23 protein-coding genes are annotated in these 26316 nt (G+C 55.6%); 9 read left to right on the forward strand and 14 right to left on the reverse strand.

All coding sequences use genetic code 11. The features are described 5' to 3' along the window. The first annotated feature begins 46 nt into the window (after nt 1-46). Both TH25_RS09360 and TH25_RS09365 read left to right on the forward strand, forming a co-directional pair. Nucleotides 47-547, forward strand: coding sequence for a MarR family winged helix-turn-helix transcriptional regulator (locus TH25_RS09360; RefSeq protein ID WP_114088158.1), 501 nt, complete (start codon nt 47-49; stop codon nt 545-547). Further along, entirely contained in the window at nt 544-1749 is a 1206-nt protein-coding gene (locus tag TH25_RS09365; protein WP_114088159.1) for a glycosyltransferase family 4 protein, read from the forward strand. The genes TH25_RS09360 and TH25_RS09365 overlap by 4 nt, the downstream gene beginning before the upstream one ends. 17 nt (nt 1750-1766) lie before the next feature. Here the strand turns inward: TH25_RS09365 and TH25_RS09370 are convergent, their stop codons facing one another. Then, nucleotides 1767-2276, reverse strand: a complete 510-nt coding sequence (locus TH25_RS09370; protein ID WP_147253004.1) for a M67 family metallopeptidase — start codon at nt 2274-2276, stop codon at nt 1767-1769. A gap of 30 nt (nt 2277-2306) precedes the next feature. After that, a complete protein-coding gene (locus TH25_RS09375; RefSeq protein WP_114088161.1) occupies nt 2307-2708 on the reverse strand; it encodes a hypothetical protein in 402 nt (133 codons plus the stop codon). A gap of 246 nt (nt 2709-2954) precedes the next feature. Here TH25_RS09375 and TH25_RS09380 point away from each other — a divergent pair, with 246 nt between their 5' ends. Then, on the forward strand, nt 2955-3953 hold the full coding sequence (locus TH25_RS09380; RefSeq protein ID WP_114088162.1) for an RluA family pseudouridine synthase: 999 nt from the start codon (nt 2955-2957) through the stop codon (nt 3951-3953). Between the two features lie 109 nt (nt 3954-4062). Further along, complete coding sequence (gene rpoH, locus TH25_RS09385; protein ID WP_114088163.1) at nt 4063-4920, forward strand: RNA polymerase sigma factor RpoH; 858 nt, start codon at nt 4063-4065, stop codon at nt 4918-4920. A 130-nt stretch (nt 4921-5050) separates the two neighbouring features. On the opposite strand, the gene TH25_RS09390 is transcribed toward rpoH, so the two are convergent. The 7 genes from TH25_RS09390 to TH25_RS09420 form a co-directional block, all read right to left on the reverse strand. After that, nucleotides 5051-5545, reverse strand: a complete 495-nt coding sequence (locus tag TH25_RS09390) for a hypothetical protein (protein ID WP_181847515.1) — start codon at nt 5543-5545, stop codon at nt 5051-5053. Between the two features lie 10 nt (nt 5546-5555). Beyond that, nucleotides 5556-7682, reverse strand: a complete 2127-nt coding sequence (locus TH25_RS09395) for a protein kinase family protein (RefSeq protein WP_114088164.1) — start codon at nt 7680-7682, stop codon at nt 5556-5558. Between the two features lie 151 nt (nt 7683-7833). Continuing rightward, nucleotides 7834-9129: an adenylosuccinate synthase gene (locus TH25_RS09400; protein WP_114088165.1), complete on the reverse strand. Its 1296-nt coding sequence runs from the start codon at nt 9127-9129 to the stop codon at nt 7834-7836. Between the two features lie 48 nt (nt 9130-9177). Continuing rightward, nucleotides 9178-10344, reverse strand: a complete 1167-nt coding sequence (locus tag TH25_RS09405) for an ATP phosphoribosyltransferase regulatory subunit (protein ID WP_114088166.1) — start codon at nt 10342-10344, stop codon at nt 9178-9180. Between the two features lie 155 nt (nt 10345-10499). After that, nucleotides 10500-11681: a phosphoserine transaminase gene (locus TH25_RS09410; protein WP_220151373.1), complete on the reverse strand. Its 1182-nt coding sequence runs from the start codon at nt 11679-11681 to the stop codon at nt 10500-10502. 227 nt (nt 11682-11908) lie between these two features. Beyond that, nucleotides 11909-13786: an SLC13 family permease gene (locus TH25_RS09415; RefSeq protein ID WP_114088167.1), complete on the reverse strand. Its 1878-nt coding sequence runs from the start codon at nt 13784-13786 to the stop codon at nt 11909-11911. 283 nt (nt 13787-14069) lie between these two features. After that, a complete protein-coding gene (locus TH25_RS09420; RefSeq protein WP_114088168.1) occupies nt 14070-15095 on the reverse strand; it encodes a LysR substrate-binding domain-containing protein in 1026 nt (341 codons plus the stop codon). A 131-nt stretch (nt 15096-15226) separates the two neighbouring features. Between TH25_RS09420 and TH25_RS09425 the strand changes: the two genes are divergently transcribed. Together TH25_RS09425 and TH25_RS09430 are read left to right on the forward strand one after the other, a co-directional pair. Continuing rightward, nucleotides 15227-15976, forward strand: a complete 750-nt coding sequence (locus TH25_RS09425) for an SDR family NAD(P)-dependent oxidoreductase (protein ID WP_114088169.1) — start codon at nt 15227-15229, stop codon at nt 15974-15976. A gap of 131 nt (nt 15977-16107) precedes the next feature. After that, nucleotides 16108-16791: an SDR family NAD(P)-dependent oxidoreductase gene (locus TH25_RS09430; protein ID WP_181847516.1), complete on the forward strand. Its 684-nt coding sequence runs from the start codon at nt 16108-16110 to the stop codon at nt 16789-16791. Between the two features lie 84 nt (nt 16792-16875). On the opposite strand, the gene TH25_RS09435 is transcribed toward TH25_RS09430, so the two are convergent. The 4 genes from TH25_RS09435 to TH25_RS09450 form a co-directional block, all read right to left on the reverse strand. Beyond that, entirely contained in the window at nt 16876-17691 is an 816-nt protein-coding gene (locus tag TH25_RS09435) for a PhzF family phenazine biosynthesis protein (protein ID WP_114088171.1), read from the reverse strand. A gap of 99 nt (nt 17692-17790) precedes the next feature. Next, a complete protein-coding gene (locus TH25_RS09440) occupies nt 17791-19173 on the reverse strand; it encodes a pyridoxal phosphate-dependent decarboxylase family protein (RefSeq protein WP_258549098.1) in 1383 nt (460 codons plus the stop codon). Continuing rightward, nucleotides 19157-20134: a threonine dehydratase gene (locus TH25_RS09445; RefSeq protein ID WP_114088173.1), complete on the reverse strand. Its 978-nt coding sequence runs from the start codon at nt 20132-20134 to the stop codon at nt 19157-19159. Before TH25_RS09445 ends, TH25_RS09440 begins: the two co-directional genes overlap by 17 nt. Before the next feature lie 129 nt (nt 20135-20263). Continuing rightward, nucleotides 20264-20551 (reverse strand): DUF1127 domain-containing protein, encoded by a 288-nt coding sequence (locus tag TH25_RS09450; RefSeq protein WP_114088174.1) that lies wholly within the window; start codon nt 20549-20551, stop codon nt 20264-20266. A 79-nt stretch (nt 20552-20630) separates the two neighbouring features. On the opposite strand from TH25_RS09450, the gene TH25_RS09455 reads away from it, so the two are divergent. Then, entirely contained in the window at nt 20631-22190 is a 1560-nt protein-coding gene (locus tag TH25_RS09455; protein ID WP_114088175.1) for an aminotransferase-like domain-containing protein, read from the forward strand. A gap of 137 nt (nt 22191-22327) precedes the next feature. Beyond that, nucleotides 22328-22657 carry a hypothetical protein gene (locus TH25_RS09460; protein ID WP_147253005.1) on the forward strand — a complete coding sequence of 110 codons (330 nt, stop codon included), beginning with the start codon at nt 22328-22330 and terminating at the stop codon, nt 22655-22657. Between the two features lie 51 nt (nt 22658-22708). Here the strand turns inward: TH25_RS09460 and TH25_RS09465 are convergent, their stop codons facing one another. Next, nucleotides 22709-23671 (reverse strand): PaaX family transcriptional regulator, encoded by a 963-nt coding sequence (locus tag TH25_RS09465; protein WP_114088177.1) that lies wholly within the window; start codon nt 23669-23671, stop codon nt 22709-22711. A 259-nt stretch (nt 23672-23930) separates the two neighbouring features. On the opposite strand from TH25_RS09465, the gene TH25_RS09470 reads away from it, so the two are divergent. Next, nucleotides 23931-26312 carry a Lon protease family protein gene (locus TH25_RS09470; RefSeq protein WP_114088219.1) on the forward strand — a complete coding sequence of 794 codons (2382 nt, stop codon included), beginning with the start codon at nt 23931-23933 and terminating at the stop codon, nt 26310-26312. Nucleotides 26313-26316: the final 4 nt, after the last annotated feature.

Genomic DNA, 26316 nt, shown 5'->3' on the forward strand with positions numbered 1-26316 from the left:
GCATAACGGCCACTAAATCTTGGGACCAGATAACGGATCGAATGCCATGACCGTCACTCACCTTGAACTTGCAAACACTGTTGAACGAATCTATCGGCGATTTGCCGACCTTTTGCGCGTCGATCTGATCCGGCTGGGCAATGATGACATCAGTCCGGCCCAGGTGGCATTACTGTTTAATATCGGCGATGACGAACTCTCGGTTCGTGATTTGCTCGATCGGGGGCACTATATGGGCTCGAATGCGTCCTATAACCTCAAGCAGCTTGTGGAATCGGGCTATATTGAACGTCAGGTTATGGCCCGGGACCGACGTTCGGCCCGCATAAAACTGACCGAAAAAGGCCATGCCCTGTGCGATGCGTTGCGTGAGTTCCACGAGGAATATCACGAAGCCCTTGCCAATGGACGCGACGGCGAGGCAGAACTTGAAAATGCCCTGCACACCCTGCGTCGTCTGGAGGAATTCTGGACGCAAACCCTGCGATATGGGGGTGTTCCCGCATCCGCACCGATGATGGGCAACGAGGCACGCAATCGCCGATGAAAATTGTCTTTGTCCATCGTCGTGGGCCGGGACAATTTGTACATCTTGCCTGTCACCTGGCCAATGCCGGGTGGCAGGTATCGTTTCTGTGTGAAGGCATGAATGTCAGGTTGCCGGGCATTCGTGTCCTTACACACCGTTCGCCCGATGCCCTGCCCGCCCATGCCAGGCCGGCAAGCCCACCGGATTTGCACACCGAAATCGGCCATCAGGCAGCCGATACACTGGCAACCCTGATCGCCAAAGAAGGCAAACCCGACATCGTCTTTGGCCATATTGGCTGGGGCAGCATGATGTTTGCCCGCGATGTTCTGCCCGACAGGCCACTTTTGGGCTATTGCGAACATTTTTATCATGCAACTGGTCGCGATGTCGGCTTTGACCCGCAGGAACGGGTCTCGCTCAACCAGCGTAAACTGCTGCGCCTGCGCAATAGCAGCCAGCTTTTGACGCTGGAACAAATCGATGCTGGCATCAGCCCGACACAGTGGCAAAAATCCGCCTATCCCAAATTGTTGCGCGGCAAAATTGGCGTATGCCACGATGGTATCGACATGCAGCGATGCAAACCCGATGCAAATGTGAAATTCGCCCTGCCCGATGGGCGCGTGATTGACCGCAACACCCCGGTCATCACCTATGTGGCGCGCGACCTCGAACCTTATCGCGGGTTTCCCCAATTCATGCGAGCGGCGGCCAAAGTGGCCCGGTCCCATCCCGATGCCCTGTTTCTGGTGGCTGGCGGTGACGGGGTCAGCTATGGCGTGCCCGCCCCCGATGGCCGCCCGTGGCGCGAAATCATGATGGAGGAAACCGGCATCGACCCGTCACGCATTGTGTTTCTCGGGCAAATCCCGCATGAACAACTGGTTGCCCTGTTTCAAATCAGCCGGGCGCATGTCTATCTGACATTTCCCTTTGTTCTGTCCTGGTCGGTATTGGAAGCAATGGCGTGCGGCGCACTTGTGATTGGCTCGCGCACCGGCCCGGTGGAGGAAGTCATTTATCATGGCAAAAACGGCCTGCTGACCGATTTTTGGGACAGCGATGCCCTGGCCCACCAGATAGGCGATGTTCTGGATCATCCGCAGCGTTATGTTGCCTTGCGCCAGGCCGCCCGGCATATGGTAGCCAAACGATACGAGTTGGGGCACTGCCTTGCCCGCCAGACCGGCGCACTGGAACGCCTGGCGGCAGGTTAGCAGGAGTTGTCTCTGCCTCACACAACCCTGCACTGACAGGGCCGGAAACCACGCGGCCCTGCATCGCGATCATGCAGGGGGATACGCCGATACAGGGCCCAGTCCTTTACCCCTTCGGGCGTACTTCCGGCAATCAGCCATAAAAACCCGGCCTGCTCTGCCCGTTCAAGGTCGGTGCGCGATGGCAGGATGTTGCCGTTGGGATGCGAATGATAACAGCCGATAATCTCCTCGCCGCGATCCCGCACTGCGCGGTGGGTACGCAACAGCAACCCTGGATCAATTTCAAATGTCATGGCCGGGTCATCGGCGACATTACCCGAAACAACAATCCGCGAAATATTCATTTCACAGACTGTTTCATCGCTGTCCAGGCCGCCATCTGGCGCGTTTGTGCGGCCAATCAACAATCCGCAGCATTCCATCGGCCAGCTTTGCGCCGCATGATCCAGGATTTCATCAAGCACCTGTTGTGAAATGACGACCCGATCCACCATCATCACGATCACCACACCCTGCCAAATCACTTCACGGTTTTATACGAAAAGCCGCTGTGCTCAGTTTGGCTTCATCAGCAAAATCTGGCCCAGTACACTTTTGTCGATCATGGAAACAACCACGATGCGCGCGCCCTTTGGCCCGGTAAGATGCAAAAAGGCCCGATCACCATCAATCCGGAAGGACAGCAGCGTTTCATCCGCCGCCAGATCGACATTAATGGTGCCAAAAGGCGCATCAAGCGGATCTTCAATTTCATCATTATTGTCGTTTGCCGGGGCGGTATCGGTGTTGCCCGCGCCATCCGAAATCGGGGCCTGTGGTTCCAGACTGACGGTCTGGGTTGTTGAATTGCCTGCCTGTCGGGTGGCCTTGTCACGCTGCAAACCATAAACCACCAGCACAATGCCAATCAGAATCAACACCGCCATGACGGCCACAAGTATTTTTATAACGCGCATATTCGTCCTGCACCCCAAAGCAAAGCAACAACCTGCACCATACAGAAAGACTGTTCTTCAACCAAGGCATTCCCCGTATGATGTCCTGAATAAACACATATCACCCCGCAATGTTGGGCAATTGCAAATAACTGTTTTTTCGCTATGTTGCGCCAGCTCGACTGGCAAGCCTGTTGCAAGCTGCTAACATATTGCGCTTGTGGTTCTGCCACGCCTCCCGACCCTTAGTGATGAAATTGTTCTGCCATGTCCGATGCGACCCTTGATGAAGACAATCTGGTTTATGTCACCCGGTCCGAAGATGCCGGGGAACGTCTGGACCGGGTCCTGGCCCGCGCATGGCCGCAGGAATCACGCTCGCGGTTAAAAGCCCTGATCACCGACGGACATCTGACAATTGACGGTACCGTCAAAGACAGTGTGTCGGTCAAGGTGCGGGCCGGGCAAACCATGCTTCTGGAAATCCCGCCCGCCGAACCGGCGATCCCCGAAGCCGAAACCATTGCGCTTGATGTTTTATATGAAGATGACGACCTGCTGGTGATCAACAAACCGGCGGGCATGGTGGTGCACCCGGCAGCCGGCAATGAAAGCGGCACGCTGGTAAACGCCCTTTTGGCCCATTGCGGTGACAGTCTTTCGGGTATTGGCGGGGTTAAGCGCCCCGGCATTGTCCATCGCCTGGACAAGGACACCAGCGGGGCAATGGTGGTTGCCAAAAACGATATGGCACACCGCGCCCTTTCCCGGCTATTTGCCGAGGACAAGGAAAATATCGAGCGCACCTATGTTGCGATTGTGTGGGGCGTTCCCTCTCCGGCCGAGGGCAAAATCGCGGGAAATATCGGTCGCAGCCCGCGAAACCGCAAGAAAATGGCCGTTCTCACCACCGGGGGAAAACCAGCCCTTACCTACTATAAGGTGATAGAGAATCGGCCCGACTCCTTGGCATCTGTCGTCAAATGCAGGCTTGCAACGGGGCGTACACACCAAATACGGGTACACATGGCCCATATCGGGCACTCACTTGTATGTGATCCAGTTTACAGTAAATCTCGTCCGGTTAGGCACCTCTCCCCGTCCTCCCAGGCCGTTCTCGCCAATTTCGGGAAACAGGCGTTACATGCGCAAACCCTTGGTTTTGCTCACCCCAGGACAGGGGAATTCATCAGTTTCAAGGCCCCCCTTCCAGACGATCTCATAGCTATATATATGGCACTAAACCTATCCTTAAGTTTCATATGACGTATACTTTTCTCTTAAATTTATATTGACGCCTCCTAATACCTCTGTATACCTTGTCATCAGTGCTTGGGGTTCACGCACGATTTAATGATCGCATTGGGAGGCACCAATGAAACAAGGTAATGCAGCAGAATTGTCGATCTCGCCGGATGGTTTGACGGGCTACTTACAGCGTATCCGTCGCTACCCGATGTTGGCACCAGAGATCGAAACCGCCCTTGCGGAACGCTACCGGGATCACGAGGACGATAAGGCGGCAGAAAAACTGATCACCAGTCATCTGCGTCTGGTTGCAAAAATCGCGATGTCGTATCGTGGTTATGGCCTCCCGATCAACGAACTGATTTCCGAAGGCAATATCGGCCTTCTCCAGGCTGTCAAACGCTTTGACCCGGACAAGGGCTTTCGCCTGGCAACTTATGCCATGTGGTGGATCCGTGCCGCCATTCAGGAATATATCCTGCATTCCTGGTCGCTGGTAAAAATCGGCACGACGGCCTCACAGAAAAAGCTGTTCTTTAACCTGCGCAAACTGAAAAACCAGATGCAGGCCATTGAAGAAGGCGACATGACCCGCGAACAGGTCGAGGCCATTGCCGAGAAACTGAACGTGTCGGAAGACGATGTTGTCATGATGAACCGCCGCCTCTCCGGCCCGGATCACTCGCTGAATGCGGCAGTCCGGGTAGACGGCGAAGGCGAATGGCTGGACTGGCTTGAAAGCGACGAAGAAGACCAGGAAACCCGGATGGGACGCCGCCAGGAATTTGTTCAGCGCATGTCGATGCTCAAATCCGCGATGTCGGGCTTGAATGACCGTGAACGTGACATCCTGACACAGCGTCGCCTGTACGAAACGCCGGTGACACTTGAAAACCTGAGCATGACTTACGGCATTTCGCGCGAACGGATCCGCCAAATCGAAGTTCGCGCCTTTGAAAAAATCTGCCAGAAGATGCAGGGGTAACAGCATTCCAGCATGGCGGGCAGAAAGAACCCTGCAGTTTTGCCCGCGCGGAAGAACGGCCATTGGCCGTTCTTGCTGTTTATATGCGACCTGCTGCAAACGGCACCTGCCCTTTGCAAAACATCACGGTTTAGCGATGACCTTTTTCAATTTCGGAAATCAGGTTTTCGCCCCAGATCTTGACCAGTTCGCGCTGTTGTTCGCGAAGCTCCACTGTTCGCCGCTGGGCTGTCAGATTTAGTACATTGGCCACAATAGGCGGCATCGCCAGGTACATCAGCCATCCCAGCCCGGCCGCACCATACATGATCACCATCGTCATCGGATCAAGCAGTTGCTGGGTGGCAATCGACACACTTTGCCCGCCCTCATGCCAAAGCTCCATCACATAGGGGGCCACCCCGGAAAAATTCAGCCCGAAAACACACCGCGCAAGATAGCGCCCCTGATGGCGATCAAAGAAAAAGGCCAGCACGGACGGAAGCAAACCAACCACCAGTGTAATGAAGGTTGGCAAAGCAACCATAAACAGCAAAACGCCCATCACCAGAATGGCAAAGAACGATAGTCCGCCAGACTTTTTCGATTTCGCGCCTTTTGCTGCCTTGTCCTTGTTTTTTGCCATTACCTGCCCCTTACCACACCGTCATCATAAACAGGGCCGATACCGTCAGAAGCGCAATCATCGTCGAGGCAAATGATGCCACCTGGCGACCGATCTGCTCGGCCAGGATCATGCGGGCCGGGCCCGATGTTTCCAGATCAAAGACCTCGCTATCGGCGGCAGAATATTCTTCGACAGCGGAAATGAATTCGTCCTGATCCTTGCGCCGTTCCTTTTCATCATTGATCAGATTATAAAGCTCAACCAGATTGCCGCGTTTTGCCAGCTTGGGAATTTCCCGTTCCACCTTTTCACGCCGTTCGCGGCTATGAAAAACCTTTGTCGCCGGTTCCATCAAACGCGCCACCCACAGGCCAAGATGGGGCAGGCTGTCAGGTCCGTGACGCCATTGCACCAGGGCCAAAAGGCTGATGATCGACCGGCTGAATTCCACCTCATCCCCCGGATTTTGCAGCGCGGTTAATTGCGGTTCGGTATCATCCTGCAAGCGCACGGCAATAAAGGCGGCGATATGCCGGTCAACCGGCCAACTGCTGTGCGGGGTGACAGATGCCACCTTTTCCAGGGCCGGCAAAAGCTGGGCGATGTGAATGACATATTCATTTTCGACAAGCGGGCTGAGGCAATGCTGGTTTTTGACCAGCGCATACAGGCAGCGTTCATAACCATATCCCATGCTTTGCTGCTGCATGTAATAGCGCAGACCTTTGTAAACCTGCTGCTGGGACTGGATTTCAGGGCGAAAGCCGCTAATGCGCGAGAACCAGAAGGTCGGCAAATCACGCACCACGACTTCGGAAAAGGCCTGTGCCCCCTTGCCATGCTGCACATCATAAGACAGCATCGGCCCCAATCCGTCGAGCATCGCCGAAAAGCCCTTGTGCCGTACCGGCCCGTTGGGATCCAGAATGGCAATACCCCGCGATACCAGCACGTCTTCGGCGGTCCGTTTATCGCTGCCCGACCACGCCATTTGTCGCATGGCCTCGGACATGGCCTTGGACCGGTCGGCATCATTCATGCCACGGCGCAACCACACCTCGACCACACCATCGCGCAGGGGGGCAAGCGATGCCGCCCAATTATTAAAAATACCGTTGGCAAGGCCGCGCGCGGTATAATAATCGCGCCCGCCAATATTTTGCGCCCGGGCGGCCCGGCGTTCGGTATTGCCCTGCACCGGCTTGACCCGGCGGCCATCGAGCCAGTTATTCAGCTCTGTCAGGCCCCAGCGTTCCTCGTAATCATCACATAACATGCCCCGGATGGGTTCGATCAGGGTCAGGGGAAGTTTTTCCTGCGCGGCAAGTGTCTGAAACGAGCCCCGCGCCAGTTTCATATCGACAATTTCCTTGTCGGAAAACTTTGATAGCGGCGTATGACCAATCCCCAGGGCGGCAATGGTAATGCCCAGGGCATACATGTCATCCGACAGCGCCCCTGCCCCGCGCCCGGCAGGTTCGGCAAGCATCCGGTCAATCGGTTCATAAACAATGGGCTGGGCAAACCCCGCCGGACAGGACGCACAGTCCCCGGCAATAACGCTGGCGCGTTTTTCATCAGCGAAGAAAAGATTATCCGCCCGGATATTGCGATGGGCGAGATTTTTGTCTGATAAAACCGTTAAAATATTGATCAGCGGCACAATCACCGTCGATGGCAGATCATGCTCGTCAATAACGGCTTTTTTGCCCCCATCGGTAAAAACCTTGCTGCCACCCGGCTTGGCGTAAAAACAGACAATCGTGCTGCGATCAAGTGGCGGCCAATAAACAATATCGTAATCCAGCAGGTCCAATTGCCCACCGATACGAATCCCCGAAAGCACGCGCAACAGTTCCGATCGGGTAGGCAATGTCGGATCAGCGACAAGTGCAAAAATGGCGCCGTCATCCCGCTTGATGCCTTCGGCAACAAAGGCCTGTGACGGACCACTATCAAATTCAGGCAGCCTCAGATCGGGAAAAACCCGAAAATTGCCAACATCAACATGCCTGCCACCGCCGGTTCTGGGCGGCGGCGCATCTGACGACGGTGCTTTCTGGTCTGCCTGACCACGTCCCGCTTCATCATCTTCCAGGTCCATATCCGCCCCGGATGACGTATCGTCGGGCTGCATCTTTGCGTTATCAGCCATCGGACCCGCAATTTAAAAGTTCTTGAACACTTTAAACGATACTTCCCTTAACCGTTGCGGGCAAGACGTTATCGCCGAACGCGAAGAACCAGCCCCATACAAAAACCGCCCGGCAATGCGGGCGGTTTTCGCATCAATATCCGATGACGACTCAGGCACTGAACGGGTCGTGAACCAAAATGGTATCATCGCGTTCCGGGCTGGTGGACAACAACGCCACCGGGGCCTCGATCAACTCTTCGATCCGGCGGACATATTTGATCGCACTGGCAGGTAAATCGGCCCAGCTACGCGCGCCCATCGTGGTTTCCGACCAGCCGGGAATGGTTTCATAAACCGGTTTGGCCTTTGCTTGCAGGCGCTGATTGGCGGGCAGGTAATCGTAAATTTCGCCGTCAATGTCATAACCGGTGCAGATTTTGATTTCATCAAAACCGTCCAGCACATCAAGCTTGGTCAGCGCAATGCCGTGAATGCCATTGACCTTGACCGACTGGCGGACAAGGGCGGCATCAAACCAGCCACAACGCCGTTTGCGCCCCGTCACCACGCCAAATTCATGGCCGCGTTCGCCCAGGCGTTCGCCATCGGCATCAAACAGCTCTGACGGAAACGGTCCTTCGCCAACGCGGGTGGTGTATGCCTTGGTAATGCCCAGAACATAACCAACGCCCGACGGGCCAATACCCGAACCACCGGCAGCCGACCCCGAAATGGTGTTCGACGAAGTGACAAACGGGTACGTGCCGTGGTCAATATCAAGCATGGTGCCCTGCGCACCTTCAAACAGGATACGCTTGCCCGCTTCCTTGATCTGGTTAAGCGATTTCCAGACGGTATCGGAAAACGGCAGAATCTTGGGCGCGATTTCCTTAAGCTGTTCCAGCAATTCTGCCCCGTCCACTTCCGGCTGGCCCAGCCCACGCAAAAGCGCATTATGATGCGTCAAAAGGTTTTCCACCTTGGCGGCCAGCAATTCTTCATCCGCCAGATCACCAACACGAATGGCCCGGCGCCCCACACGGTCCTCATAAGCCGGGCCAATACCCCGGCCGGTGGTGCCGATTTTGTTATTGCCGGTTGCAGCAGCCTCGCGCGCCTTGTCCAGATTGCCATGCAAAGGCAGGATCAGGCAGGCATTTTCAGCAATACGCAGGTTTTCCGGCGTGATGGTCACACCCTGTTCCTGCAGGCGCGAAATTTCGGCCAGCAATGCCCACGGGTCAACCACAACGCCATTGCCAATGACTGACAATTTCCTGTCGCGCACAATACCCGATGGCAACAGGCTCAGTTTATAAACCTTGCCATCAATGACCAGCGTATGACCGGCATTGTGACCACCCTGAAAGCGAACGACAACATCGGCACGTTCCGAAAGCCAGTCAACGATCTTGCCTTTACCTTCGTCCCCCCACTGGGAACCGATCACGGCAACATTGGTCATCGCAAAACTCCTTGAGCGATAAAACACGGCCTTTTCTTGCGAAAAAGCCTACGCGTCCAGCGGTTCGACCCGCCCATCCAGATAAATAAAATCACAGCCCATCCGTGCCGCTTCCTTGCGGGCGGCATCGGCTGTTTTGGCTTCGGCCGCCCCTTCCAGGGCGGCAATGGTCACATGGCCTTCGCGGCGCAATTTGCGCGCCTCGTGCTGGGCCACCCCCAGCGGCAGGTAAACCCGCGGCGTTGCCGCCGGGCTTTCAAGCCCCCGCAACACCGTATCCATAAACAATGACATGCCCGTGGCAACTTCGCCACCGGCCCCTCCGGCCCGATAACGGCCACCACGGCCCAGTTCACCGCGCACATGCTTGCCAAAAATGGTAAAGCTGACACCCGTCTGATACCGGAAACCCGACATTTCCACCGGGTCCACCGTTAAGGCGGCATCCAGATCGGATGCCAAAATACGTTCGGCCACCTCGACCAGGCGATGCAAATCCTCCGATGCCCCCAGTGGCAGCTCCAGCCGTTTAAGGCGCGGCAAAGCGGTCGCTGCCGGGCCGGCGGCCTCCAGCAGAGTCACAAGCACATCCGTTACCGGGCCGTCTGCCGCCTTGATCGCGGCCACATCACGGCGCTCCAGCGCCTCGGTCAGTTTTTCGCGGTCATCCGGGGCAACGGAAAAGGCTTCAAACAGGCGCGATGGCAATGTTGGCAGGTTCAAATCAACCGACACATCGGGCAAGCCCACATTATCCAGCGCCTCAAGGGCCAGCAAAACAATTTCAGTATCCGCCGCCGCACTGGAAACACCAATCAGTTCCGCACCAACCTGGGCAAACTGGCGTTCGGGGCGCAATTGTGTGCCCTGAATGCGCAACACATCGCCGGAATAAGCCAGACGCAACGGGCGCGGATCATCCTTCAGGCGGGTCGCCGCAATACGCCCCACCTGCGGGGTCATATCCGAACGCACCCCCATCATGCGACGGGACACCGGGTCCATCAAACGAAAGGTTTGTTTGGCAAGTTCGGGGGATGCCCCTTCAAGCAGGCTTTCTTCAAATTCAACCAGCGGCGTTTTTACGCGGTCATAGCCAGCCAGGGCGAAACTCGCCATCAGCTTTTCGCGGATTTCCGCTTCCTGTGCAGCAACCACCGGCAGGACATCCTGCAAACCGGCGGGGAGAAGGGCTTTCCTGGCGAGTTCGGTCATATGTTCAGACTTTCCGGACTGTGCGTGCAAATTCGGGCAAGGTTTAAGGTTCGCATGCGTCCTGCCCTGTGCATCCGGTAGCGGTTACTACCGCGTTGTGGCGCACAGGGCAACGGAAAAACCGAAAAACGCAAATATTATCGCAATCCCCAAAGTCAGCCTTCGGTTATTTCGGCCTTGGCAACCCCGTAGGCCCAATCAAGCCACGGCAGCAAGGCACTGATATCGCTAGATTCTACGGTTGCACCGCCCCAAATCCGCAAACCGGGAGGGGCATCGCGGTAGCCGTTAATATCATAAGCCACGTTTTCGCTTTCCAGCAGTTTGGAAATACGTTTTGGCAAGGCAACCTGCACTTTTTCATCCTGTGCCAGCGCCCACGGATCAACAATTTTAATGCACATCGAGGTATTCGATGCCGTTTCCCGCTTTTCGGCCAAATCTGCCGCCCATGTGCTTTTGGCAAGCCATTCATCAAGCAAACGGCGATTTTCGCGAGTACGGGAGAGCAAACCGGCAAGACCACCGATTTCTTCGGCCCATTTCAGGGCATCAATTGCATCTTCGACCACCAGCATCGACGGCGTATTGATGGTTTCCCCCCGAAAAATACCATCAATCAGCTTGCCGCCTTTCGTCATGCGGAAAATTTTTGGCAACGGCCAGGCCGGAACATGGCTTTCAAGGCGTTCAACAGCACGCGGGCTCAGGATAATGACGCCGTGGCCGCCCTCGCCGCCCAGCACTTTTTGCCAGCTATAGGTAATGACATCAAGCTTGTGCCACGGCAGTTCCATCGCGAAAATGGCCGAGGTCGCATCGCAAAAGGTAAGGCCCTTGCGGTCATCGGCGATCCAGTCACCATTGGGAACCCGCACACCCGACGTCGTGCCATTCCAGGTAAAGACCACATCGCGGTCACAATCAACCTGGCTCAGGTCCGGCAATTTGCCGTAATCGGCTTCAAATACACGCACATCATCCAGCTTCAATTGCTTGAGGACATCCGTTACCCAGGTCGAGCCAAAGGTTTCCCAGGCCAGCATATCCACACCGCGCGCGCCCAGCATCGACCACAGCGCCATTTCAACCGCGCCGGTATCGGATGCGGGAACCACACCGACCAAATATCCGTCCGGCAGGTTTAAAAGATCATGTGTGCGATCAATTGCCTCTGCCAGCCGGGCCTTGCCCAGCGGAGATCGATGCGAACGCCCCAAAACCGCGGTCTCCAGTTTATCTGCGGACCAACCCGGGCGTTTTTTACACGGGCCCGACGAAAAATTGGCACTTGCAGGACGGTTGGCAGGTTTTGGAAAATCGGCAATATCGACCATAAGGCTGTTCCTGATCAGACAGAAAAACACCGCAGAACCGCGAGAAATCCGGCACATATTTGCGGCACATGGATAAGCAAAGCGCGATCCTATTGCCTTGGCGCTAAAAGTCAAACGCGTTCGGCGCAAGGGTTATTGCCGATTTGGGTATGCCCGCCCCGACACAACGAAAAAGCCGGTCGCAACATCGCAAACCGGCTTTTACTTTGGCTTTCATGAAAAACAAATCAGAAAGACAGGCCGTAATACCAGGGTGCAAACAGGCTGAACACGATCCATAACAACAGGATCAGCGGCGTGCCCGATTTAAGAAAGTCGACAAAGCGGTAATGCCCGGGCCCCATCACCAGAAGGTTGGTCTGATACCCGACCGGGGACGCAAAAGAACAGTTTGCCGCCATTACCACCGCAACGGCAAAAACATGCGGCGGCACACCAAGCTGCTGGGCCATGCCAATTCCAATGGGCGTAAACAGCACCGCACAGGCATTGTTCGACAACACATTGGTAAAGCCCGCGACCATCAGGAAAAACACCGACAAAATAACCGGTGCCGGTGCCCCATGCAGCGCGGAAAGCAGGACTTCCGCAACATAGGATGCCCCCCCCGTGGCCTGCAACGCGGTTCCCAGTGCCAGGGCGGCGGCCACCAGCAAAACGATTTTCCGGTCAATCGCGCGGGCTGCCTGGCGCATATTCAGCGCGCCCGAGGCAATCATGAGCCCCGCTCCGATGAAACTGGAAATCATGATCGGTACGACACCGGTCGCGGCAAGCGCAATGACGCCCAAAAAGATAAAGGCCGCCCGACGGGCATGAAACGGACGCGGCAACGCACGGGTGGACCATTCCAGCAACACAACATCGCGAATGGTCCGCAGCGCCTCCACATCCTCGGACCGGCCCTGAACCAGCAGCACATCACCGGCTTCCAGCCGGATTTCCGTCATCTGTGTGCGAATCATGCGCGAGCGGCGCTGAATGCCCAGCACAAGACACTTGTATTGATAGCGAAAACCGATCTGTTCCAGGTTAAAGCCAATCAGGCGTGACCCGGGCGGCAGCATCACCTCGGCCAGAAGCTGGCTGGACTTGGTTTCCGTATTGCCATTGCCCGGTTCTTCATGAACGGCCGCCGCCTCGGCATGAAGCAGCCCCGGGTCCTTTTGCAGCGCCTCGGTCAGGGCCTTGCGGGTGGCGGCAACCACCAGCACGTCACCGGGCTGTATTTCCATCTGTTCATCAAACGGCGGCAAATCGGCATGTTCACGCCGCACGATCATCTGGATTGTGACATTGGGCAGGTTTTTAAAAAAACCCGCAACCGGCTTGGTCCCGATCATTTTCGATGCCGGGCCAACCGTGATTTGGGCAATAAACTGTTTGCCACTGCCGTCAGGTTTGGTCAAACGGCTGCTCATGGAGGCCAGGGCCGGCAACAAACGCGGCGCAACCAGCAGCACATAGACGAAACCGGACAATGCCAGCACACCGCCCACCACCGTAAATTCAAAAAATTCCAGTGGCTCCATCCCCAGTTCGATCAGCGAACTGGACACCAAAAGGTTGGTAGACGACCCGATCAGCGTTGTCATGCCGCCCAGAATTGCGGCAAAGGACAGCGGAATCATCAGGGAACTGGGTGAACGTTGAATACGATCCGCCAGCGCCTGAATGATGGGAATAAAGATCACCACCACCGGCGTATTGTTCAGAAATGCCGACAGCAGCATGACGACAAACAGGCCAACAAATATCGCCAGCGAGGCATTTTTGCCCCCATGTTCCGTAATCAGCCCGGCGATGTAACTGACCCCGCCGGTCAGAACCAGCGCCTGCCCCACCACCAGCAGCGAAAGAACGGTCAGCAGCGCCGGGTTGGCAAAGCCCGACATGATGGTGTCGGGCCCCAAAATATTATCGCCATCGGCATTATTAAGCGGGAAAATATTAAAAAACAGCAGCAGAACGGCAATGATCGCCATTGACGTCATTTCAAGCGAGATGCGTTCCCAGCCGTAAAGCACGAGTGAACCCGCGACCAGCGCAAGCACAACCCACATCTGCAACGGTGTCGCACTACTGGCGACGACATTGTCTAGCACGTTGAATTTCCCCTGTCGCAAATCGCCTTATTACAACCCGAAACACGGGCCGTCCCCCGTCTTGCCGGGGGAATCTCATTTCTTAAATCACCCATACTTAGCCGAAAGCACCGCCATGCGGTCAATAAAAATCGCGCGACGATGATGTGGCAAATGACAAAAAAACACACCTGCTTTGCCAGCCGACAAAGGGCCCAACAATGACCGCAATCATTATCGCACCCTTTATGGAACGCTTAGGGTTACATGGATTTTGCGTTTTGTCTGCCTGCCATTTCAGGGGTTAGGCACTAACCGGTTGTTCAGGTTCGGCGGCAAAAGCACCCGCGATCACGCTCTTTTCCGCTGCCCCCTCTCCGCAAATATAATGCGGGCACAACCGTTCCAGGGCTTCATCACATTCCCACAGGGTGCGTTCACGCGCCCGTTCGGTTAAATGATCGATCAGGGCCCGCACGGCTGGTGGCAGGCCACGCCGCGCCTTGAACAGAATATGCACAATACCGCCAACCGCCCGCCATTCGGGCAGAACCTGCACCAAACGGCCCGCCTGAATGGCGTGATGGGTGCTGAAACGCGGCAACAGGGCAATGCCCTGCCCGCGCAGGGCGCACTGGCGAATCATCGATATATCGCTGGTCGCCAGACGCGGCGTAACATCAAGCATGCGCGTATCATCATTAGGGCCCACAAGCTGCCAGCGAATAGTGTCTGTATCCTCGCCCTTGATGCTCAGCGTCGGAAAGCGGTTGATGTCGTCCACGGTAAAATTGGGTCCCAGCTTTTTTATCAGCGCCGGGCTGGCAACCATCACCGCGTCGGCAAGCCCCAGGGTTTTAACAATCAATGTCGCGTCGGTATCCAACGAATCACGCACCCGAAACGCCACATCCACGCGGTCCTCGATCAAATCAACCCGGCGGTTGGTCGCCATAACCCGCAACTGCACCTTGGGATATTTTTCGCTAAAATCGGCCAGCACTTCGGCCAGTGCCGTTTCCAGCATCGCCGGGGGCACACTGATGCGCACAATCCCCTGCTCCACCCCTTTGGCCTCGGCCACAATGGCTTCGGCCTCTTCGGCTTCGCTTAAAATATTGGCACAGCGATCATAAAACGCCTGGCCCAGTTCCGTCACCCGGAAACGACGGCTGGATCGCTCAATCAGTTTGACACCCAGCCGGTCTTCAAGTTGTGCTACGCGCCGACTCAATTTTGACTTTGGCTGGTTCAGCGCGCGGCCAGCCGGAGCAAAACCGCCATGCGACACCACCTGCGCAAAGTAAAACAGATCATTCAAGTCCTGCATGACTGACCTCATTGTTCCATATACTGAACGCAGAGTGATACAAAAAGGGACTACTGTCCACGTCTTACAAAATCTAAATTTCGTTTCACCATCGATAAGTCGGTCTTTTTTGAAATTCAGCCGGAGCCACCATGACGAAACTTCTAAGCGGCAAAGTCGCCCTGATCACCGGGGGTGCTTTCGGGATTGGTGCCGCAACCGCGCGCATGCTTGCCGAACAGGGCGCAAACATTGCGATTGGCTATGTTTGCGACCGACAGGCCGCAAAGGAAATGATCGCGGAACTCCAGGCCCTGAAGGTCGAGGCGAAATCGTTTGAGGCCGATCCGGCCGATACCCTTCAGGTCAATGCGATGGTGCAAACCGCCGTGGCACATTTTGGCAGACTCGACATTCTGGTCAATGCCGCCTCCATTGCCGTCTGCGGCCAGGTGGACAATCCCGATGCCGACATGCAGGGCCTCAAACGCCAGCAGGCTGTCAATTTTTGCGCAACCGCCTCGACCATTCGTACCGCCGCACCATTGATGCGCGATGGCGGGCGCATCATTACGCTGGGCTCCTGTCTCAGTGCCCTTGCCGGTAGCTGCGGCCTGGCCGATTTTACCGCCACCCAGGCCGCAATGGTGGGCTTTACCAAGGGGGCCGCGCGCGACCTTGGTCCGCGCAATATCACGGTCAATGTCGTGCAGTCCGGTTTTGTTAATGACGAATTGCTCGACCCGCTGGCAAAATACCCCACCCCCTATAAAACCGCCGTGCCCCTGGGCCGCCCGGCCCTTCCCGAAGAGGTCGCCGCCGCCATTGCCTTTCTCGCCAGCCCGGCGGCATCCTATATTACGGGTACGGTTCTGAATGTGGATGGCGGCTACAGCGCCTGAAATCAGAATGCCCAAAGCCCAAATATCGTTCCAATTAATGAACGCTTGGTCGTGACATTGGGGTCTATGCCGACGCACCGGACGTTTCTATGGTTTATTCATATGATAAAAACCGCTTCTGGAGAACGGTCATGAATAACCCGATATATAACAAACCACTGACAGGCAAAATTGCTGTTGTCACCGACGGGCATTATGGAATCGGGGCATTAAGCGCCCAAACCCTGGCCGATCAGGGGGCCAACGTGATTATCAGCCATCCGGCAAATGCCTGGAATGCCGCCGGTATTGTCACCGGGCTGGAAGCCCGCGGGGTCAATGCCCGGGCCTATGCCATCAATTGCGACCACATTTCGGGTATCAAGGCCCTTGTCGCACAGGTCATCAAGGATTTTGGCCAGGTTGACATTCTTGTCACCAACACGGTCTCGTTTGTTTTGCAAGATGACGAACGCCTCTATAGCAAAGCCGCCATCGACGCGATTTCCCCGGTTATCCGTAATGGCGGACGCATCATCACCATTGGCAATATCGATCAAATATACCCTGCCAAGGCAGTCAGCACTGACAACACATCCTTATCGCTGAACGACCTGATCACCGATCGGGCAAAATCACTTTATCCGCGGCATGTGACGGTCAACCGCCTGCAATCGAACTTTCGGGATCGCCGCAATTTGGCGACCTCTTTCGAGAATAGCACGCTCATTGGCGAGCTTACCCGTGGCCTGTCCTTTCTGGCCGGGCCGGAGGCCGATTTCATCACCGGCACCACATTTAATTTTGACAGCCCCCATGCCCGTCATGCCGCATAACACACAACACCCCGCCAATAGCAAATATTGACGGGGTGTTTGACACACATTCACGACAGGACCACAGGCCATAAACCCACATAACTACGGCAGATAAATCTCGCCTTTCATATACAGTACCGCCCGGCCCTTCAGGTGCACGCGTTCGCCCTCAACCGTGCACTCAATAAAACCGCCCCGCGCCGATGCCTGATAGCCTATAAGGCTTGCCTTCCCGGTTTTACCCGCCCAATACGGTGCCACCACACAGTGCATATAACCTGTTACCGGGTCTTCATTAATACCAAGGGCCGGTAAAAAATACCGCGATACCATGTCGCAATCATCACTGTCCGAGGGGGCCGTTACAATCACCCCGCGATCAGCCAAAGCGCCAAGCGCCGACATATCGGGTTTCATATCGCGCACGGTTTTGTCGCTTTCGTAAACCAGCACATAATCGGTATCACGACTGACAACCTTGAACACCTCTTGCGGTTTCTCCTGCGACAACGCGGCAAGGATTGCGTCCGAGGCAGTGCCAGGCACAATGGGCTGCACCGGAAAATTGAGCACAATCGCCTCGCCATCACGCCGCGCGGTTAAAATGCCGCTTTTGCTTTGCAGGCGAATTTCATCCCCCGCAAACCCAAGCTGGTTAAAAATGGTAAAGGCACTGGCAAGTGTGGCATGACCACATAGTGGCACCTCGACGGTTGGCGTGAACCAGCGGATATGAAAATCGGCATCGCCATTTTCAACCGGAACAAAAAATGCCGTTTCCGACAAATTATTTTCCAGCGCAATCAATTGCATGGTTTCATCTGGCAACCATTGTTCCAGTGGCACCACCGCCGCCGGATTCCCGGCAAACAAATGGCTGGTAAAGGCATCAAGCTGATAAATTGGCAATGTTGTCATATTGCGCCTCACATTTTTCTAAGCCCGAATAAATGGGTTGTTTTTCCGGCCGCCAAAGCAATTTACATCTGTTCCGCGCCGGTTTTATCAAAACACGGATCACAAAACACTCTCGATCGCAGCCTTGATAATCTCAAGGTCATGATCCCGGGTGCGCCAGTTGCTGAATGCCGCACGAAAACCAAAACGGCCATTATAAATGGTCGGCGTCAGAAAGACTTTGCCAGTGGCATTAATGCGGTCCAACAGCGCACGATTGGCGTCATCATTCCCGCGACCACAAAACATCACCACATTCAGTTGCGGATCGCGCAACAACACCAGCCCGGCATGATCCGCCACCCAATGGGCCAGATCACGCGCCTGGTCACAGTTGCGCCGGATAATATCGGCAAAACCCGCCCGGCCATAAGCCTTGATCGCCATCCATAATGGCAGCGCGCGGAACCTGCGGGAATTTTCGACACCGCGATTGATGTAACTGTTTCCTTCAGCCTGTGTCTCAAGATAAGGCGCAAAGGCACGGAAACACTTTTCCAGAACGGAAATTTGCCGGGTCAGGAAAATGCCGCAATCATAGGGAACGTTCAGCCATTTATGCCCATCCGAGGTAATGGAATCCGCCCGTTCGATCCCCGCCAGCAAATGTGCCCGGCGTTCATCAAGGGCGGCAAACAGGCCAAAGGCCGCATCCACATGCAACCACGCCCCATAGGCGGCACATATATCGGCAATGGCCACCAGGTCATCAAAATCTGTCGCATTCACGGTCCCGGCACTGGCGATCACCATTTTTGCCTTCGAGGTGCTGCTTTCAAGTTTAGCCGCGAGGTCGCCAACGTGCATGGCCTCGGTGCCCGGTTCGGTGGCAACGCGGATAATGTTATTGCGCCCAACCCCGGCAACCGACAAATCCTTGATCATGCTGGCATGCGGGGTTGCGGAAAAAACTTCAAACGATGGCAGGGCAATGGCCCCGTCCGCATCAACATCGACACCAACCTGTTCACCGCACCATTGCCGGGCGGCCACAACGCCAAGAAGGTTTGATGCCGTGGCACCCGTGGTCAGAACACCATCAAACCGGCCGCGCGGCATACCGGCCAAATCGCAAATCCAGTTCAGAACCAGTTGTTCAACTGCGGCGGCAACGGTACCGTCCGGCCCGGTGGCGTTCTGGTCAATGGCACTGGCGATCCAGTCACCCGCAATCGAAGCAGGTGTTGCACCACCGGTAACAAATCCCAGATAACGCGGCCCTGTCGAGGTGGCAACGAAGGGGAGGATCTCGGTTTTCAGGGCATCAAGGGCCGCAACGGCACCATCACCGCGCGCCGGCAGTGGGGCTGCCGGATCAAAGGCGCTGGTATCAGCGCACACAACCATTGCATCGTCACCCGCCAGAAGATAATCGCGGGCGATATCCCCCGTCAGGGCAAAGATGTCACCAATTTCATCAAGGTCATCAAATTTCCGGTTCATTACGGTTACTTCCCAACAGAATTTCGGCATACATATCGCGGTCTATATTGGCACCGCTTAAAATAACGGCATTTTTCCTGCCAATGGCGCGCGCACGGTCGGCAATCACCCCGGCCAGGGCTGCGGCCCCTGCCCCTTCGGCCACATTATGGGTGGCACTGAAATAAAGCCGCATCGCCTGCATGATGTCATCATCGCTAACGGCAATAATATCAGCCGCCCCCTTTTTGATGATCTCAAACGAAGCCGGGTCCGGTTTGCGACAGGCAACGCCGTCGGCAAAGGTTTTGGCCGTGGCGGTTTCGTGTATTTCACCCCTTAAAAAGGACTGCTGCAGCGCATCGGCCCCTTTTGCCACCACACCAATAATTTCGGTTTTAAGGCCCAGGGCATCGCGCGCGGTAATCAGGCTGCAAATGCCCGACCCCATGCCAACGGGCACATAAACACGGTCCAGATTATCGACATCGCCAAACAGTTCCATCGCATAAGACGCTACACCGCGCACCAGTTCCGGGTGGAATGGCGGCACCATAATCAGGTCATCCTCAACCGCCTGTTGCCGGGCAAAATCGGCGGCATCCTGAAAATCGTCGCCCTGTTCGATAACATCAGCCCCGAGCGCACGCATCGCGGCGTTTTTCTCGCGCGAATTGCCATGCGGCACAATAATGGTCGCCCGCAACCCAAAAACACTGGCAGCAAACGCCAGGCTTTGGCCGTGATTGCCGCGTGTGGCACTGATGATGCCATTAACGACCTGCATCGATCGGGACAGGGACCGACAAAAGGTTAATCCGCCCCGCAGCTTGAAGGCGCCAAGCCGGGTGTGGTTTTCGTGCTTTACATAAATCGAAAGCCCGGTGGCACGTTCGATCAGGGGCCAACGTATGGTCGGGGTGGGTGCGACATATTCATGCACAAAATCGGCTGCTTCGCCAAGCTCGCGTGCTGTGAACATATTGTACCCTTTCTGTGATAATGTAACCCTGCACCCGTCCCGGACGGCGCGCTGCAAACAAACAATATTGTCCCCTTAATAGGGGGCGACCGGAACACGAGAGAGCAGAGTGTCCCGGTCGCAACGCGGTTAAAAACCGCGCGGGGGCGTATCCATATTTACCGGTGCGGAAACATAATGCTCCACATCAACCCGGCGCAGGCCTACATCGCGCAGCAACCTGTCATCAAGATGACGTATACTGTTGCGATCACGCGATTTCTTCTGCGCGGAGACCAGGAGTGAAAACAGACGGAAAACCGCTGTCTGCACAAAACCCTGGCGGGTTGCATTCGCATCCCCTGCGCTCTGGCCATGCTGCATATCAGCGTTTGCGAGAGTCGCAGGAAACCGGATTGTATCGTTACAATTCGTCATGTTTTCCTCCTGCTTCCAAATTGTATCGATTTCCTTTTGTCATTGACATTGTATCCATGTCAAACTAAACATTGTCACCATGACAATATGGATCCCCGACATCTCATCCGGAAGCGGCCCGGTTTACCGCCGTATCGCGCACGCCATTGGCGATGCTGTTGAAAAAGGGCAGTTACAGGCGGGGGACCGCCTGCCGACTCATCGAGACCTGGCCTATCATCTGGGTGTGACGGTAGGCACCGTCACGCGCGCCTATCGCGAGGCGGAGCGCCTCGGCCTTGCCATTGGGGAAGTGGGGCGGGGAACCTATGTCAGCGTACCGATGGATATTAATACGCCGCTTCTGCTGCCCGGCCATCCCGTGACCTTTGATGCAGACACAAAACAGCCTGAAACGAACGACATCGCCAGCATCCCCAGGCAGCAAATGACAAATGGTTCTGCGACATCGGCGGTAAACACCACACCGGTCAATTTCGGCACAGCGTATGTTTCCTTTACCAGCCAGCGTGAACCCCGCCATTATTATCCGGAACAGATCGAAGACGGGCCGATCAATTTTCGCATGAACTGCCCGCTTCCCCCCCGGGAAAGCCATATCAACCAGGTCTTGATCGATATTGCCCAAAGCGGCCCGATTGAAAGCCTGATCACCTATAAAACCGAATATGGCATGCCCCATCATCGCCAGGCCCTGGCGACAATGGCCGGGCGTTTTGGCCTGGATGACAACCCGGACCGTGTATTGCCAACCGCAGGCGTGCAACATGCCATGACCGTTGCCCTGATGACATTTATCCGTCCTGGCGACCTTGTTTTGTGCGAGGAACTGACCTACCCCAACCTTCGCAGCCTGGCGGCCATGATGCAGTTTCGCCTACGCGGCATTGCAATGGACGAAGAAGGCATTCTGCCCGACGTACTGGACAATTTGTGCCGGACACAATCCCCCCGCGTGATTTACCTGATGCCGACTTTGCACAACCCGCTTTGCAGCACCATGAGCCACGAACGCCGCATCGCGATTGCCGAAATACTGCGCAAACATAACCTGATTTTGATCGAAGATGGCATTTATGGTTTCCTCGATACCGCAGCCCCGCCACCGCTATCGTGTTTTGTGCCCGAACGGGCGGTATACCTGAACGGCATTTCAAAAAGTGTCGGTGGCGGCCTGCGCATCGGCTTCATTCACGCGCCGATCCAGTATATTGCCAAACTTGCCAGCGGCATTCGCACCACCTGCATGATGACGCCAGGCATTGGCCTGGAACTGGCGACACGCCTGATCAATGATGGTACGGTCGAACGATATGAAAACTGGCACCGCGAAGAGGCATCGCGCCGCCTGGGCATTATTCTTGGCAGCCTCAAAGGCTATGACGTGCGGTTTCACCCCACCAACTATCACATCTGGCTTGCCTTGCCCGACCATATCGAAACCAGCGAACTGGTTATGAATGCCGCCAATTCCGGCGTTATGCTGACAGCGGCACAACAATTTGCCGTTGGCGTCCCGCCGCGTGGATTGCGCCTGGCATTTGGCGCCGAACGCTCGACCGAACGCATTCATCACGGTGTGAATACGATTTTGCGGTTATTGCAAACCAGCGAATTCAGTGATGCCCATGTGATGTAATACACGTCGCACAACCACTTTTTATCAATTAAAAAGTGTACAATTAAAAAAATACCCGCAAATATTGCATTTCCCCTTTCAATGATGGAGAGATATGCGCGTTAACAAGCATAGCTATCATGATTGGGGCATATAAAATGCAAACAAACAGCGAAGACAGGGTTGCCGGTTATCCGACAACAGCAACAACTAAAACGCAACACGACGCCGATAACCATTGGCTGGAAAATCTGATAAAGGCGCTGGCCGCGCTTTTTCTTCTGGCATGCCTCGTCATGACGATTGCTGTTTGGCCACGTCACATGCCCTATGGGATGGGCGGGCAATACGGTGTCATGATGTATTTGCCCAGCCTGATGTTTGCCGTCGGTGGCCTGGTGCAATGGGCCTTTCTGATGGCAATTGCCTATGTCTTGCAATATTTGCGCAATATCGAACGCAACACGGCACAGGCCAAGGCAATCTGATCACCCGTTAAATACAGCGAAAGCGGCATATGACACATGCCGCTTTCAAATTTATGCGCCGGTTTCCGGCCCGCCCAGCCGGTCAAAAAACCAGGATGCCGGTTCGCCATATCCTGGCGAAGAATGAACGCTTTGGGAAAAAATCCGGGTCATAAACGGCTCGGACAGGGGCACCAATTGCCAATAAAGCCGCCTTATGACCGACTTGGCATGGCGACCGGCCCAATCCTCTGGCAATAATTCAGCCGGAAGGCCAGGATCACGCAGCACCACCTGTTTGAAACCGTGCATCAACACCATGCGCAAGGAAAAGGCAAGTTCCGGCGAACACAGGCGCGCCAGATCCAGTGACAATAACGGCTCGAACAAGGCCAGTTTTTGCAAGTATTGCTGCTGCAGCCCGGCCAGGTCCCAGGTTACAGCCACCATATCACGCAAGGATGCTGATTCTGCAATATCCTGGGTTTCCGCCCGAAGCGAAATTGCGAAAGGCGCCAGTCCGGTTTCGGTCAGGATTTGTCGCGTCAGGTCAATATTGATCCCCGGATGGACAAACACATTGCCCGCTACCGCACCAAACCCCCGCCAGGCCAGCAACCGGGCCACATTGCGGCGTTGCTCTGCCGTGGTGGCATGGTTATCAAAAACAATCTGCGTCCATTTACCATCCCATTGATCAACCGGGGCGGTATAAAACTGCCGACATCCAGGGTCGATCAGCCGCCAGCCTTCTTCTGTAACGCGATACAGCGCCTGGCGACCGATCCTGCTGGGTGCCAGCCAGCCATCACGCGACATGCGAAAAACGGCGGTCCGCAAGACACGTTCACTCACTCCGACGGGTGATAACAGCGCAATCAGATCGGCCAGCAAAACGGAATCGCCCCGCGGGCGCAAAACATCGCACAAAAAGGTGATAACAACCGTACGACTGCTTAAATCCAGCGCGGATCGTATATGTTCAAACTGTTGAAATGCCGGGTTTGATTTACGGTTCTTCACATGATCTTGCATAAAACCCAACCTGTAAGCGCCCCTGTCGTTTGCCCCGGTCGCGTCGCGCCAAATGGCCCGATTTCATGATACGGGTTTATCATTTTTCAACAATATCCGTATCATGAAATCGTCGATTTTCACGCGAAAAACAGTCGTGACCAAAATTCGCACAGGCAATGCTTGACCATCACACATGCTTGCTTCCAAAATCATTTTGCACCTGCGTTCTTTCATTCGGATCGGCGCGGGTTTCCGGGGCCCTTACAAAAGAGCGAACATGCCGATTTCCCGCCTTGATGCCGACGATTGCAGTTTTCCGCATTTCCGTATTCGCAGTCCGCAAAAGGACACAACACCCGAAATATTTGATTTCACGTCACATTTCCGCGCTGCAGAGGCCCTGAAATTTGGCCTCTCCATGTCGGAACCGGGCTTTAACGTCTTTGTGCTGGGCCTGGACCGTGCCGGTCGCATGACCGCAACACTGGATTATCTGAAAAAGGCAATGGCGGACCGCCCGGCCCCGCCCGACTGGGTTTATCTCAACAATTTTTCGCGCAGCAACCGCCCGCGCCCCTACAGCCTGGAACCCGGCACGGGCCGCAAGCTGGCCGATGCGATGGAAACCCTGATTTCGCATCTGCGCGAGGCCTTTGCCTCCGCCTTTAACGCCCCGGCACATCTAACGGAAACCCAGGCCCAAACCGAAGATGCCCGCCACCAAGTGCGCGACAAATTCGAGGCATTGCGCAATTTTGCCCGCGAACGCGGCCTGGATGTGCAGGAAAACGAAAAAGGCGTGATGATTGTTGCCATCGATGACGAGGGCGAACCCGTTGCGATGGATAAACTGCCCAAGGACCGACGCGATACCGCCGATGCCGTATTCGAGGAAGTCGCCGAGGAAGCCCGTAAAACCCTGATGGCAACCCGCGACCTCGAAGACCAGATTGGCGAAACCCTGGATGGTTTGCGCCGGTCTGCCGCCAGCGTGGTGTTAAAACCCCGTATCGAAAAACTGCGCGAACAATTTACCGCCCCGGGCCTGAAAGCATGGTTCGACGCCCTGGAAGCCGATATTCTCGATAATATCGATGCCTTTGAGGAACCCGATGACCAGCCATCAATTGACCCGGGCGATGGCAAAATGCCCGAAACGGTCGAGGATCGTTATGCCGTCAATTTGCTGATTGACCATGCCCGCGATAAACATCCCGATGTGGTGCTTGAACCCTCGCCCAATTACGACAATCTGTTCGGGCAAATCCAGTATCGGCCAATGGCCGGTGGCATGCACCCGCATTTCTCGCTGATCACGCCGGGGGCCCTGCACCGCGCCAATGGCGGTGTGCTGGTGCTGCGCGCCGAATCGCTTGTCGAACATGAGGAAAGCTGGAGCTACCTTAAGGCCGCCCTGCGCGACGGGGAAATCCGTATTGAAGAACGCCAGAAGGCAGGCCCACCCACGGCAGGTGCACCAGAACCCCGCGCCATTCCGCTGGATGTCAAAATTGTCATCGTTGGGGCGCCCAAATACTATTACACCTTCTTTTCGCTTGATGTGGATTTCCGCAACCATTTCCGCGTCAAGGCCGATATTGACCCGGACATGCCCGCCGTTGCCGCCAATGTCAAAACCTATACCGGACTTTTGACCCAATCGGTACAGGACCGTGTCGGTATTTCCATTGACACGGGGGCCATTCGCCAGCTTTTGGGCCAGGCATCGCGCTGGGCCGGGGAACGCGACAAACTTTCCGCCCAGATCGAAAGGGTCGAAGATGTCGCCATCGAAGCCGGTGCACTGGCCAAAACAGCCGGACGCACAACCATTCGTGCTGCCGATGTCAAACGCGCGATCGAGGAACGCCGCCACCGCAACAGCCGCCTGGAAGACCGATCCCACGAACGTGTTCAGCGCCGCGAAGTCCTGATTGACAGTTTTGGCAGCGTGATTGGCCAGGTCAATGCGCTGACCGTGCTGGATTATGGCGACCATGCCTTTGGTCTGCCTGCCCGTGTCACGGCCCGCAGCTATGTTGGCAATTTGGGTGTTCTCAATATCGAACGCATGGTGGATCTTTCCGGCCCGCTTCAGCAAAAATCGGTGATGACGATTGAGGGCTTTCTGAAATCGCGTTTCGCCCAGGAATTCCCGCTTTCTTTTGCCTGTTCTGTCACCTTCGAGCAAAATTACGGCGGCATCGAGGGGGATTCGGCCTCTCTGGCCGAACTCTGCGCCATCATTTCCGCCATCGCCCATGTGCCGATCAAACAGAATATCGGCGTCACCGGCTCCATGAACCAGTTTGGCGAAGCCCAGGTTGTGGGGGGAATTTCCCATAAAATCGAAGGCTTTTACCGCATTTGCGCCGATCAGGGTTTTACCGGCGACCAGGGTGTGATCGTGCCTGCCGCCAATGCGGAAAATATCATTCTGCGTGACGAGGTGGTCCAGGCAATCCGCCAGGGTAAATTCAATATCTGGACCATCGACAATATCAGCGATGCCATCGAAATCCTCACCGGCAAACCCTGTGGCGACCATGCCGATGGCGAGTACCCCAAGGACAGTGTGTTTGGGCTGGCACTGGAACGTTTACGCCGCAACGATGTATTGTTGCGCGAACGCCATGCTTACCCCGGCTGGTCGGAATAGCCCG

The organism is Thalassospira profundimaris, assembly GCF_003326755.1.
GTDB lineage: Bacteria > Pseudomonadota > Alphaproteobacteria > Rhodospirillales > Thalassospiraceae > Thalassospira > Thalassospira profundimaris_B.

What these genes read in the sequence shown, in the direction of transcription:
- TH25_RS09360 (WP_114088158.1), top strand. Translation starts at nt 47, where the DNA reads ATGACCGTCACTCACCTTGAACTTGCAAACACTGTTGAACGAATCTAT.
- TH25_RS09365 (WP_114088159.1), top strand. Translation starts at nt 544, where the DNA reads ATGAAAATTGTCTTTGTCCATCGTCGTGGGCCGGGACAATTTGTACAT.
- TH25_RS09375 (WP_114088161.1), bottom strand. Translation starts at nt 2,708, where the DNA reads ATGCGCGTTATAAAAATACTTGTGGCCGTCATGGCGGTGTTGATTCTG.
- TH25_RS09380 (WP_114088162.1), top strand. Translation starts at nt 2,955, where the DNA reads ATGTCCGATGCGACCCTTGATGAAGACAATCTGGTTTATGTCACCCGG.
- rpoH (WP_114088163.1), top strand. Translation starts at nt 4,063, where the DNA reads ATGAAACAAGGTAATGCAGCAGAATTGTCGATCTCGCCGGATGGTTTG.
- TH25_RS09390 (WP_181847515.1), bottom strand. Translation starts at nt 5,545, where the DNA reads ATGGCAAAAAACAAGGACAAGGCAGCAAAAGGCGCGAAATCGAAAAAG.
- TH25_RS09395 (WP_114088164.1), bottom strand. Translation starts at nt 7,682, where the DNA reads ATGGCTGATAACGCAAAGATGCAGCCCGACGATACGTCATCCGGGGCG.
- TH25_RS09400 (WP_114088165.1), bottom strand. Translation starts at nt 9,129, where the DNA reads ATGACCAATGTTGCCGTGATCGGTTCCCAGTGGGGGGACGAAGGTAAA.
- TH25_RS09405 (WP_114088166.1), bottom strand. Translation starts at nt 10,344, where the DNA reads ATGACCGAACTCGCCAGGAAAGCCCTTCTCCCCGCCGGTTTGCAGGAT.
- TH25_RS09410 (WP_220151373.1), bottom strand. Translation starts at nt 11,681, where the DNA reads ATGGTCGATATTGCCGATTTTCCAAAACCTGCCAACCGTCCTGCAAGT.
- TH25_RS09420 (WP_114088168.1), bottom strand. Translation starts at nt 15,095, where the DNA reads ATGCAGGACTTGAATGATCTGTTTTACTTTGCGCAGGTGGTGTCGCAT.
- TH25_RS09425 (WP_114088169.1), top strand. Translation starts at nt 15,227, where the DNA reads ATGACGAAACTTCTAAGCGGCAAAGTCGCCCTGATCACCGGGGGTGCT.
- TH25_RS09430 (WP_181847516.1), top strand. Translation starts at nt 16,108, where the DNA reads ATGAATAACCCGATATATAACAAACCACTGACAGGCAAAATTGCTGTT.
- TH25_RS09435 (WP_114088171.1), bottom strand. Translation starts at nt 17,691, where the DNA reads ATGACAACATTGCCAATTTATCAGCTTGATGCCTTTACCAGCCATTTG.
- TH25_RS09440 (WP_258549098.1), bottom strand. Translation starts at nt 19,173, where the DNA reads ATGAACCGGAAATTTGATGACCTTGATGAAATTGGTGACATCTTTGCC.
- TH25_RS09445 (WP_114088173.1), bottom strand. Translation starts at nt 20,134, where the DNA reads ATGTTCACAGCACGCGAGCTTGGCGAAGCAGCCGATTTTGTGCATGAA.
- TH25_RS09450 (WP_114088174.1), bottom strand. Translation starts at nt 20,551, where the DNA reads ATGACGAATTGTAACGATACAATCCGGTTTCCTGCGACTCTCGCAAAC.
- TH25_RS09455 (WP_114088175.1), top strand. Translation starts at nt 20,631, where the DNA reads ATGACAATATGGATCCCCGACATCTCATCCGGAAGCGGCCCGGTTTAC.
- TH25_RS09460 (WP_147253005.1), top strand. Translation starts at nt 22,328, where the DNA reads ATGCAAACAAACAGCGAAGACAGGGTTGCCGGTTATCCGACAACAGCA.
- TH25_RS09465 (WP_114088177.1), bottom strand. Translation starts at nt 23,671, where the DNA reads ATGCAAGATCATGTGAAGAACCGTAAATCAAACCCGGCATTTCAACAG.
- TH25_RS09470 (WP_114088219.1), top strand. Translation starts at nt 23,931, where the DNA reads ATGCCGATTTCCCGCCTTGATGCCGACGATTGCAGTTTTCCGCATTTC.